The sequence below is a fragment of the Paenibacillus sp. FSL L8-0494 genome, assembly GCF_038003695.1.
Lineage (GTDB): Bacteria > Bacillota > Bacilli > Paenibacillales > Paenibacillaceae > Paenibacillus_AQ > Paenibacillus_AQ odorifer.
Window position 1 is genome coordinate 3,544,891 of sequence record NZ_JBBOPQ010000001.1, and the last position, 12,147, is coordinate 3,557,037.

The 12,147-nt window shown below is 44.6% G+C and carries 7 protein-coding genes; all 7 read left to right on the forward strand.

The features are described from left to right. Positions 1–301: 301 nt before the first annotated feature. On the forward strand, positions 302–871 hold the full coding sequence (locus NYE35_RS16205; protein ID WP_076099198.1) for a TetR/AcrR family transcriptional regulator: 570 nt from the start codon (positions 302–304) through the stop codon (positions 869–871). Between the two features lie 73 nt (positions 872–944). After that, positions 945–2,132, forward strand: a complete 1,188-nt coding sequence (locus tag NYE35_RS16210) for an MFS transporter (RefSeq protein ID WP_340960229.1) — start codon at positions 945–947, stop codon at positions 2,130–2,132. A 5-nt stretch (positions 2,133–2,137) separates the two neighbouring features. After that, the gene (locus tag NYE35_RS16215) at positions 2,138–3,349 is read left to right on the forward strand and encodes an FAD-dependent monooxygenase (protein ID WP_036677213.1); all 1,212 of its coding nucleotides are present in this window, start codon (positions 2,138–2,140) and stop codon (positions 3,347–3,349) included. Positions 3,350–3,491: 142 nt separating this feature from the next. After that, the gene (locus NYE35_RS16220) at positions 3,492–5,234 is read left to right on the forward strand and encodes a sensor histidine kinase (protein ID WP_076272580.1); all 1,743 of its coding nucleotides are present in this window, start codon (positions 3,492–3,494) and stop codon (positions 5,232–5,234) included. Further along, positions 5,231–6,814: a response regulator gene (locus tag NYE35_RS16225; protein ID WP_076272581.1), complete on the forward strand. Its 1,584-nt coding sequence runs from the start codon at positions 5,231–5,233 to the stop codon at positions 6,812–6,814. The genes NYE35_RS16220 and NYE35_RS16225 overlap by 4 nt, the downstream gene beginning before the upstream one ends. An 8-nt stretch (positions 6,815–6,822) precedes the next feature. Continuing rightward, positions 6,823–8,565 carry an extracellular solute-binding protein gene (locus NYE35_RS16230; protein WP_076296659.1) on the forward strand — a complete coding sequence of 581 codons (1,743 nt, stop codon included), beginning with the start codon at positions 6,823–6,825 and terminating at the stop codon, positions 8,563–8,565. A gap of 227 nt (positions 8,566–8,792) precedes the next feature. Continuing rightward, positions 8,793–12,143: a glycoside hydrolase family 9 protein gene (locus NYE35_RS16235; protein ID WP_341121644.1), complete on the forward strand. Its 3,351-nt coding sequence runs from the start codon at positions 8,793–8,795 to the stop codon at positions 12,141–12,143. The last annotated feature ends 4 nt before the right edge of the window (positions 12,144–12,147 follow it).

The following is a 12,147-nucleotide window of genomic DNA, read 5'->3' on the forward strand; positions in this document are numbered from 1 at the left end:
GTATAATTATCGTAATTATTGTTGTTATTATTTTAATTATGTTTATAGTTGATAAACTAGTCATCAAATCCTAAATTGCAAATATCCACAAAAACTAACGCTTCGGACCATTCCGAAGCGTTAGTTTTTGTATGCGCAAGTTATGTTTAGTCATCTAACGCATGCCTAAATCCAGAAAATAATAATTCTCAAATTAGCTATTTTAAATTTGATGAAAATGATATAAGATAATGTAACAAATGAAACGATACGTATCGTTCTATAATTACATACTTTTAATAAATAACATCTAGGAGGTGAAATGAAATTGAACGTGAAAAACAAAGAACCTCGAAGTAAAAAGGAGATTCTTACTGCAACTCTAGAAATGTTGGAATCTAACAGTTATTCATCATTAACGATTGAGGCTATTGCAGCACAAGCTAGAGTTGGCAAAACAACCATCTATAGATGGTGGGAAAATAAAGCACGGCTTGTATTGGACGCTTTTCTAATGACCGTAGAATCAGAGTTTGAATTTGATAGCAATAAATCCATTGAGGTTAACTTTAAACAACAGCTTGAAGCTTTAGCTCGTATCCTCAATAGCAAAATCGGGAAATCCACTTTAACTATAGTTACAGAGAGCGAAGAAATCGCGAAAGATTTTTACGTATTGTTTTTAATGACTAAAAGAAATGAAGCCAAACAATTACTCCAAGCAGACATAGATAAGGGAGAATTGAAGTCAACAATTAACCTGGATATAACTTTAGATCTGCTTTATGGTCCCATTTACTTTCAAATTCTCATCTATAAAAAAATTCCGGATGCGGATTACATAAAGGATTTGTTGATCCATGTCTTGGAAGGCATCACTGTTGCAAATTAATAGTAAACCGGGGGATATTCACTTTATGAATCAGACGATAGACGTTCAGAATTACAATAAGAACTATTCATTAATGACGATTATTTTATTTTGGTGTGGATTAGTTATTTTAACTAGCATGTATATTACAATTCCATTATCCGAAGTATTTTCACATGCCTTTCAAATTAGCACGAGTGAGGCGGCTTGGATTGGGAGTTCATTTTCTCTTTGTTATGCTCTGGGCTGTCTTTTGTATGGACCTTTCTCAGACAGATATGGACGTAAAGTATTTTTAGTAGCCAGCATTATTGGGTTAACCGTAGTTACGCTTGCGCTAGGATTTGTGGATAGTTTTTACGGGCTTATTATGCTCAGAGGAGTGCAAGGCCTAGTGGCTGCTGCTTTTGCACCTATTGCGCTAGTGTATGCAGGGGAAATGTTCCCGCCTCATAAAAGATTAACAGCCGTTGGATTTATAAGCTCAGGACTGTTAATGGCAGGCATAGTAGGCCAGGTTTTTAGTGGGATTGTTAACGAAGCTCTTGGCTGGCGTGCTATTTTCTTTATTTTGGGGATTGTGTATGGTATTACTTCAGTGATTGTAATAAGGTTCCTTCCTAAAGATGAAATGCTAAGACCGAAAGAAAATGTTCTGCGGAAGTTTAAACAAATGACAATTCTGCTAAAACAATCACAATTGCTTTTGGCTTTTGCGATAACCTTTATGCTCCTATTAACTTTAGTTGGCATGTACACCGTTTTGGGAAGTTATTTAAGCTCAGCTAAGTTTGGACTTTCCTCACAGGATATCCTTTATATTCGTGCATTTGGAATCGCGGGGATGCTTTTAGCACCCTTTTCCGGAAGAATTGCTCAAAAACTTGGAATGGCTGCTGTTCTAAGGGGAGGCTTAGCTTTAGCTGCAATTGGGTTGCTTGCTCTAGGTTTTAGCACGAACCTGCCACTTCTTGTCCTAATGAGCGTTGTATTTGTGGCTGGTATCGCGCTGGTAACTCCCGTTATCATCTCAATTGTCAGTCAATTAGGGGGAAATGCAAGAGGGTCTGCTATTTCATTCAATGCATTTATTCTATTCCTAGGCGCTAGCACAGGCCCGATATTAGCTTTGAAATTATTAAAAACAGAAAATTATTCGTTATCCTTTACTATATTAGGTTCTATTCTTTTATTAGGTTTTTTAATCTCTCTTTTTCTTAGATTATCGGCTAGGGAACCCGCAGTAAAAAATGAACGGGCTGCTTCTTTACCCACAGAGTGATAGGAATGATTAAAGAAACGGAGATTTGCATTGTTGGTGGTGGACCTTCTGGCCTCTTTCTAGGGCTGCTGTTAGCCAAAAACGGAATTAGAGTTACCGTACTGGAAAGTCAAACAAGCTTTAATCGCAAGTTTAGAGGAGAAGTTCTCCAGCCTCGATTTGTAAGGCTCATGAAAGAGCTGAACCTGGAACAGTGTCTTGAAAAGTATGAGCATATAAAATTATTTAATGCCGAAATATGGAATAATAAGAAATATATCACTCAAATTGATTATGAAAAAGAAATGCCGGAGGCACCTTACGCAATTAAAATAAAACAATCCGTCCTGTTAACTTTTCTTTACGATCTAGCAAAGGATTATACTAATTTTGAGCTCATTTTTAACGCTAAGGTCACTTCAACTATTAAAAGTACAAATCGAACAGTCGGGGTAAACGCCTTAGTAGATGGACAAATGACTGAGATCCATGCTTCTTTAGTAGTCGGAGCGGATGGACGGATGTCCACGGTTAGGAAGACTAGCGATTTTTCTTTTAAGTATAAAAAAGAAGATTTTGATTTAATCTGGTGCAAAATATCGACTAATGAGTTCAAGCTAAATCAAAAACTCCTTTTCAGATTGTCTGATTTTAGTAACTTCATAGGGCTTCCTTATTCCTCTGATTGTGTGCAAATAGGTTTTACAATGAAGAAAGACCAATGGAATACCATAAAAAGAAAAGGCATCGAACCATTAAAGCTTGAATTCATAAAGGCCTTTCCTGAGCTTGAAGAAGACATTGAAAAAATCAGTGATTTCAAATCGTTCGTTTCTATCCAATCAGAGACTTTTATGGTGGACAATTGGCATGATAAGGGTTGTATTCTAATCGGTGATGCTGCACATTGTTCTTCTCCACTCGGAGCTATCGGATTGTCCTTGGCTTTTGAAACAGCGCTGGTCACAGCTGAACTTATTGTTGCATCAAAATTAGAGCCAAATCATGAATACAAGCGTTTAGATCGTTTGCAGCCCATTCGTAATCGGGAAATTCGTTTTGTGCATTTTGCTCAACAGTTGATAATCAGCATGATCGTTAAATCCCCTAAAGGGATTAAAAACTTCTCGCTAGCGTGCATGAAACTGATGGGAAATAGCAGGATCGCTAGATATTTAATGCGGAGATTCTTTTTGGGGAGTCCTAAAATAACGGTTGATAATGCCTTTAAATTTTAACGAAGCCTCATTCCTAAGTAGAGTTCATTGGGAATGAGGTTATTTTAATTTGTTGAAACGCAAAGAATTTGTATAGAAAACGCTTTCTATCCATTGTAAAATACAGGTTGAGGTGTAATTACAAAACAAGGATGGAAATCCCATGCGGATCAAATTTAATATTTTTCAGAAAATGTTAGTGTTATTGCTGATTTTGCTAACTCCGGTTGTGGCGCTGTACTATTATTCTACCTCTAAGAGCATCAACGTCATACAGGAGGAGCTTATCAAAGCCAGCCTGAACCGGATGGAGCTTTTCGTGGCACAACTGGATGCCAGCATTGAGAAGTTCGACTTAGTCTCCGCACCTATGCTCGTTGACACGAACGTGCTGGAGTACCTTTACAACCTCAACGTGAGCGATTATTCCCTAATGAAAACAAGGCTGCTGATCCAAGAGAAGCTGTCGCTGGCCAGCGCATCGGGCAACTGGCGCAATGACGTGACCGTCTATTTCCCGCAACGAGACGATAGTATTTCTTCTTCCCCCTCCTATGAATATGACCTTCAAGAGTTTGAAAGCCGATTTTCGCTAGGGTGGAGCTACAGCGAAGATTTGGAGATTGGCTCCGGGTTTACTCGAACTTATGTCACTACGGGTTACAAACCAGCCCGTACGGACGATCTGGATGTTGCCGTTCGCATTAACCTCTACAAGTGGAGCTTCGAAAATTTGCTTGATACCTACAAATCTGGTCACTCTGACAACCCGTTTTTTTACAAAGAAGGACATGCCATCATCGCCAGCCGATCCGCAGATGGGCCCAAGATGGACCAAATTATCGCGGAATTAGGCGACAGGATCAATATCCGGGATTCAAGTTTTTTAATTCATTCCTTCGACGGCAGGCCTTATCTGATTACCTATTATTATTCCAATATTCTTGAGTGGCATCTCGTCGATTCTGTTCCACTTAACCAGATTATCGGACCTATCAAGCAACAGCGGTTATTGTTTGGAGCTTCTTCGATTATTTTGCTCCTATCCTGTATTACCGCCGCGTCTGCCTTGTACTGGAACGTACATCGGCCTATCTTTCAACTTGTGCGTGCGGTGCAGCGGATTAAGGAAGGCGATTACGCCTACCGCCTGCCGAAGAAATCAAACAATGAATTCACGTTCCTGATGCAGAACTTTAACGAGATGGCGACGCAGATCCAAGATCTCATCGAGAATGTCCTACAATCGCGTATCCTTGCGCGCGATGCTACGCTAAAACAGCTACAAGCACAGATTCATCCTCATTTTCTGTACAATTGTTTAGGTTTCATCATTAATATGACCAAGATGGGAAAGAATCGGGCTGTCATAGACATGGCGTATCATCTGGCCGACTATTACCGGTATACGACGCGAATGGATAATCAAGGAGTCAGCCTGGGGGAAGAACTGGCGTTCGTGCGCATTCACCTCGAGATTCTTCGGCTTCGCAATGAGACGCTGTCCTACAGCATCGAACTGCCTGAAGAGTTGGCGGAGCTGCGAATTCCCCGGCTTCTTATCCAACCGATCGTGGAGAATGCGATCGTGCATGGACTTGAGAACGTCGAATATCCAGGCCGGGTTGAAATTAGAGTTTACGTCAATGAAGATCAATTGCACTTGGAATTGGAGGATAACGGAAAAGGATTAAATAAAGAACGGATGGACCAACTGCAAATGGAGCTTCATATTCCGGCCAGTGAATATGCAGGCTGCGGTCTTTGGAACGTATATCAAAGACTGCAAGGCAACTTCGGTTCAGACGCTCAAATTGAGTTTTGCCCGTCCAGACTGGGGGGGCTAAACGTGAGGCTGATTTGGAGACTTGGGATGAAAGACGAAACGAAGGAGGAAGAGCAATGAATAGCCTGCTTGTAGTTGATGACGAGAAACATTATGCGGACAGTCTGGCAGATACAATTCCATGGGCGACACTTGGTATCTCCCGCGTTTGGAAGGCTTACAGCGCGAGCGAGGCACTTGCTCTGATAGACACCTTCCCCATTGACATCCTTATGACGGATATCCGTATGCCCCGCATGAACGGCCTGGAACTGATCGAACAGGCCAGGCTTCGTATTCCAGGGCTGAAGTGCCTGCTGCTCACAGGTTATGCGGACTTCGATTACGCCCGAAAAGCGATTGAGCTGCAAGCGCTCGATTACCTGATGAAGCCCGCGAAGGACGAGCAGCTACTTAAGGCAATGGGCCGGATCATTAAGCAGCTTGAGCAGGAGCGATCAATCGAACAGGGCTTCCGTATCTACCGAGACAATAGTGCAGAACTGAAAGCAGGGTTGTTGCTCAAAGTGCTCAGCGGAAATCTGAATAGCAAGGCGCTTGCAGAGAAGTTAAAGCTGTTTGACCTCCCTCTTCCGATACCAGGTCATGTCTCGATGTGCCTGGTCCGATTGGGTTCCCCCTTCGATGGACAAGACCTCTATTCGCAGTCACTGATCCGGTTCGCGGTAACAAACATGCTGGAAGAATTGCTGATGGACCGCTATGACTGCTGGTCGGCGGCGGATGATGAAGGAAACCTGCTCGCTCTGGTATACGACCTGTCAGGAGCACCACCCGATCCGGAATGGGTGCTTGAGCGGATAGAGCGATTAAAGCAAGAAGTACAGAGTTTGCTTAAAGGTAAAATTTCTGTAGGGGAAACCGACTGTCTATTCCCGGAAGGACTGCAAGCTAGTTATATGACAGCTAAATCGCGATTAGATAGTGACGGTTTTTCGGGTGGGCAGGTGCCCGAGCAGAATGAAGAGGAAGCGCGTCTTATGCGCAAGCTCTATGAAACGCCTCTGCTGACACATCTTTTGGAAACGGAGCAATGGGAAGCGGCGGAAGCTAAGATCCGAGCGTTTGTATCACCGCTAATGCATACGGGTTCGCCTTACCTCATGCGCGATGTCTTTTTCTTTCTCTCCAATGCCTTCCAGTATATCGCGAATCGCAGCGGCAGGACGCTGGCCCAAATGCTCACTCCTGAGCAATCGGCTTTCGTTAAAGGAAAAGCGATGCTGCACGCGTCGCAGCTGGAAAGCTGGGCGCTCGACTTACTACGCACACTTCGCGATAAGCTAGGGGAGGAGACCGAGGACCACAGCCAGGTGATCGTCCGGAAGACGCAACTCTACATCCAGAAAGAGCTGGACAAGGACTTGTCACTTACTTTGCTGGCCAAACGCGTCTTCGTACATCCTAACCATCTGTCAAAAATCTTTAAGCAGTGTACAGGCACTACCGTATCCCAATATATTTACGAGCAGCGTATGCTCAAAGCCTGCGAGGTGCTCAAGCATACAAATAATAAAATCTACCATATTGGTGAAAGTATTGGCTATCCCAATACCAACTGGTTTATTCGGAAATTCCGTGACTATTATCAGGTGACGCCGCAGGAATTCAGGGATAGATACCGATCGGGAATGGAGTGATTGAGCCGGTGAAGAAGCAAAAAAGAAAGGCCAGATTTCTATGGGCAGTTCTGAGCGGAGTACTGCTAGTTTCCGGCTGTTTAAGTAACACAGGGAAAACGGCACAGAACAGTACATCCAATGGGGAAACGAAGCCGGTATGGGACTTTAAATACGATCCGCCTATAACGATCACAACAGGAATCGTGGACGAGAATCGGCCTAACGCATTCAAGCCAGATGAGAGCCTTACAGACAACGTGCACACCCGCTGGATGGAAGATAATCTGGGAATCGTCACGAAGTTTGATTGGATTGTCAGCAAGTTCGAGGATGCAGATACCAAAATTCGGCTGGCGCTGGCTGTGAATGGCAAGCTGCCGGACACCCTTAGCGCTGAAGGAGACATCCTGAAGTATCTGCTGAAAGCCGACAAGCTGCTTCCGCTGGATGATGCCATCGAGAAGTATGCGCATCCTAAGCTAAAAGAAGCGCTCGAGAAGTACGCTTATACTATGGCAGAAGTAACCAAAGACGGCAAGATATATGGACTTCCCCGTTTTAGTGCAGGAGATGAGGGAACGGTCATGTGGATCCGTAAGGATTGGCTTGAGAAACTGTCGCTGAACCCGCCTACGACGATAAGTGAGTTGGAGAACGTGCTGAAGGCATTTTCTGAACAAGATCCTAATGGGAATGGCGAAGATGACGAAGTTGGTCTGGCGGTTCCGCTAAAGGAAGGTCCCTGGAGCTGGATGGGGCAGACAGATGCGATCGCCGGAGCTTTTTCAAGGCAGATGATTAGCACGTCTGACATCAAACTGTTCTGGAATGAGGACGAGAAGGGCAGCTTGATCTTTGGCGCCGTACATCCGGATGCTAAGAAATACCTGGAAACGATGGCGTCCTGGATGGCGAAGGGCTACATGGACAGGGATGCAGGCATGCAGGACCCGAGCCAAGCGTCCGAACTGGCGGTTAACGGAATGGCTGGTGTCATGTTCGGCCCGTTTTGGATGGGAGCCTGGCCGCTCGGCGATACAGTGAAGGTCGACCCGGAAGCGGATTGGGAGGCTTATTCCCTTCCTGCCGGACCGGATGGGTTAAAGGGCAAGGCACAAAAGCCGTTGTACGGTATCTATACGGTGTTCAGCAAGGATTTCACGAATATGGAAGCCTGGTTCGCTTATTATAACAAGTTGCTTGCCAAAAATTTCGGACCGGATGATCCGTACTTCGATCCCCGATTCGCACAAGGGTTTCACGAAGGTTACGATTATGTGATCATGAACGACAAGGTCATTACTGTCAATTTTGCGACTGAAGGCGTGCCGAATGATAAGTGGCCGCTTGCGGACGGGTCTTCAATGGATATGCGCTGGATGCTCTATCCGCTAACAGGTGGCGCTCCAGCCTTGCCTTATATGAATGCGGATGCAATCAGAAAATTATCTGAAAATTCGGAAGCCATAGTGACGACGCCGATCGAACAAGCCATTAAAGGTTTGAACTCGGCTCAACTTACGGCGGCTGGGGTGGCGATTGCTGAGCAGGGACTCGAAATCCCGAACCGGTACCACGGACCTTTAACGGACGGGATGGAGAAACACGGAGTGTTCCTGCAGAAACTCGCAACGGAGAGTTATCTGAGCATCATTTATAGCGAGAAGCCGCTCTCCTACTTTGATGAGTTCGTAGCCCAATTTTACAAGAATGGCGGCGACGTAATCACGAGAGAAGTAAATAATTGGTACATGGAAAACAAGCCATAATATTGTGGCTTGTTTTCTTCTATGTTCCTTTATTTCTTCTATATAACAGGATTAACTTATTGAATTAAAATGATTTTATTAGAAAGCGTTTTCAATAAAAAGAGGTGATGGTATACGAAGCTAATCATAGAGTAACTCTCACAACTAAGTGTAAACTTTCGAACTGAGTTTTGTTTGAAGCGGAGCGAAGCAGTTTATGCTCACAAAACTTTTTAGGAGGAGAGGTAATGAGGAAAAAAGTAAGCGTGTTTCTGGCATTAACTATGTTTGTGACTATCTTTTTTTCAAATCCGATCAAGACTAATGCGGCAACCCCCGAAGCGCCTGCAGGATGGAGAGACTTACTAGATTACCAAATATTCAGTAATATATCCGATGGCTGGGCAGGAGATAGCGGGTTTGGATTGGAGACGGAGAACAGCAAGCTGCCCATAGATTCTACAGCAATGTACAATGGATTGCCTTCATTATTGTTGAATGCGAAGACGCCTACCAGTCCTTCCTGGTACAACGCTTTAATTACGGTTGCCGGCTGGAAAGCGTATGACTTTACCTCTTATCATCCAAATGGATTCCTTGAGTTTAATATCAAAGGAAATGCGGGTGGAGAGTCCTTTTTACTGGGCTTCAAAGACCGGGTATTCGAAAGAGCTGCCGGCAATGAAATTACCACTACAGTAAACATTAACAACTACGTCAGCATTACTACAAGTTGGACCCATGTGAAGATCCCGTTAAAGGATCTAATTCAGGTCTCCCAAGGAATTGATGTATCTTCCATAGATGCATTATCCATCAAGAATAATGGTTTTCAACCTTTAAAAGTCTGGCTTAATGACATTAGGGTTACGTCTCCCGATAAGGAAAAAGAGTACGCACCCATCAAGGTCAATCAATTAGGTTATCCCGTAGATGGAGTAAAGCAAGCGCTCGTAACCGGTTTTGAGGATGTGCTCACGGTCGATGCAGGTACTCCGTTTAACGTTATTAACGCCACAAATAATTCCACAGCTTACTCCGGAACGCTTGTACTCACCAAGAATTATGATGCTATTGACAGCGGGGAGCGTATTTTTACCGCCGATTTCACAAATTTAACGATTCCGGGAAAATATTATGTTTCAGTTCAGGGTCTTCAGAATTCGCCCAAGTTCACTATCAGCGAAGCTAACGAAATCTATGAACCCTTTTTAAATGACGTAACGAGATACTTCTATTACCAGAGAACCGGGATTAATATTACCAGCCCATACACTCAAAATTATCAAAGAACAGATTTTACTCCTGACACCGCAGTGCCTTTAATGTCCAATCCTTCCATCAAAAAAGATGTTTCCAAGGGATGGTACGATGCGGGCGATAAAGGCAAGTACGTTAACGCAGGAGCCAAAGCCTTGTCGGATCTCTTCTGGGCCTATGAAATGATGCCGGAGAAATTTACGGACAATCAATTTAATATTCCTGAGAGCGGAAACGGCATTCCCGACATCCTGGATGAGGCAAGGTGGGAACTGGAATGGATGCTCAAAATGCAGGATGCTGCAACTGGCGGTTTCTATGCGCGAGTGACCTTTCAGGATGACGACAATATGGTAGACAGAGAAATTATCGATAAGGATACGGTAAGCTCGCGGACTGATATCAAAACGACCGCCGATACAGCTACCGCAGCAGGTGTATTGGCACATGCCTACTTAATGTATCAGAATATTGATCCGGCTTTTGCCCAAAGTTGCTTGGATGCGGCAATAGACGCATGGGGGTACCTGGAAGCACATCCGGAAAATATTCGGACGCCTAACACGGGCAGATGGCCTTACGATGTGACGGATGACGCTTCGAATCGTCTGTGGGCTGCAGGCTCCCTGTACCGATCAACCGGCGATGCCGAATACAACGATTATTTCCTGGCGAATTACACTGATATGGGAATATTTTTTGAGGATACCCTTGATTTCGCCAGTGGTTGGGCAAACACCTGGAATACAGGCTTCTTCAGCTATCTGAAAGCCGCTAATCCGGACTCTGGAGTCTTAAGCTGGTATTCGGATAAATTCCAGCAATGGTTCAATGACAAAGTGAGCAGATACAACGACAGCCCTTGGAAAAGCATCATAAAAGATGGTAACTACTATTGGGGAATTACCATGCAGGTTGCGGACACACCGATGGAAATGATCATCGGTACGAAATTGCTGGGAACTTTTGAGAGCAACCGCGCTATCATTAATGAGATTAACAATAGCCAGTTAGACTGGATTCTGGGGCAGAACCCGGTAGGCGTATCTTTTGTATCAGGTTACGGCGATAACAGCGTGAAATATCCGTTCAGCATCATGTATAGAACGGATGGTTTACCTGGTGTACCTAAGGGATATCTGGTCGGAGGACCGAATAAATACTCCAATGACATAACTGTAGGAAACCAGATATCAAGATTTGCAGCCAAGAACTATACCGATAACTTCCAAGAATGGACTACAAATGAACATACCGTTTATTGGAATTCAGGGTTGGTATTCATTGCCGCATTCGCAACCGGAAATAGCACCAATTCGACCATTAATCCAACGACTGCTGCCTTTGATAAGAAAACCGCAAATCAAGCTGATATTCCGGTGACCCTAACGTTGAACGGCAACACGCTCACCGACATTAAGAACGGTACGACATCTCTGGTTGTGGACACGGACTATACCGTTTCGGGTAACACGGTCACTCTACACAAGAGCTATCTCGCGCAGCAGCCAATCGGCACGGTCAACCTCACTTTCCAGTTTAACGCCGGTTCATCTGCTACGCTATCCGTTGCTGTGAACGATTCGTCGGTTATTAACTCGACGATCAGTCCGACGACCGCTACCTTTGACAAGCAAACCGCGAATCAGACCGACATTCCGGTGACCTTGACGCTGAACGATAACACACTCATCGGCATTAATAATGGCACGACTGCCCTAGTTGCTGGTACGGACTACACCGTATCAGGCACGACAGTGACGATCCAGAAGGCTTATCTGGCTGCCCAACCGGTGGGAACAACGACACTGACTTTCAACTTTAGCACAGGAGCAAGTGCGAATCTTGCGGTCTCCGTGGTCGATACCTCCTCTACCGGAAGTGGTTCTATCACAGTGCAGCAGTACAATTCTCCTGTTACGGCAACGAGCAATTCGTTGAGCCCACGGATAAAGCTGAAGAACACCGGTACCACTGCCATCAATCTGTCCGACGTGAAGCTTCATTATTATTACACGATCGATGGGGAGAAGGACCAGAATTTCTGGTGCGATTGGTCCACTGTCGGCAGTAGCAACGTAACTGGCGCCTTCGTCAAGTTGCCGGCTCCTTTGACAGGAGCTGATCATTATCTGGAAATCGGCTTTACGAGCGGAGCTGGAAGTTTGGCTGCTGGAGACAGCATTGAGCTTCAGATCCGCATGAACAAGACCGATTGGACGAACTACACGCAGACGGGCGATTACTCCTTCGATCCGACCGATTCGACTTACACCGATTGGAGTCATACGACTGGCTATGTTGCAGGCGCTCTTCAGTGGGGAACAGAACCTCAATAAGTAA

Bases quoted from the DNA above. Each gene is read 5' to 3' on its own strand.
- NYE35_RS16235 (WP_341121644.1), top strand. From the start codon at position 8,793: ATGAGGAAAAAAGTAAGCGTGTTTCTGGCATTAACTATGTTTGTGACT.
- NYE35_RS16225 (WP_076272581.1), top strand. From the start codon at position 5,231: ATGAATAGCCTGCTTGTAGTTGATGACGAGAAACATTATGCGGACAGT.
- NYE35_RS16205 (WP_076099198.1), top strand. From the start codon at position 302: ATGAAATTGAACGTGAAAAACAAAGAACCTCGAAGTAAAAAGGAGATT.
- NYE35_RS16215 (WP_036677213.1), top strand. From the start codon at position 2,138: ATGATTAAAGAAACGGAGATTTGCATTGTTGGTGGTGGACCTTCTGGC.
- NYE35_RS16210 (WP_340960229.1), top strand. From the start codon at position 945: ATGACGATTATTTTATTTTGGTGTGGATTAGTTATTTTAACTAGCATG.
- NYE35_RS16220 (WP_076272580.1), top strand. From the start codon at position 3,492: ATGCGGATCAAATTTAATATTTTTCAGAAAATGTTAGTGTTATTGCTG.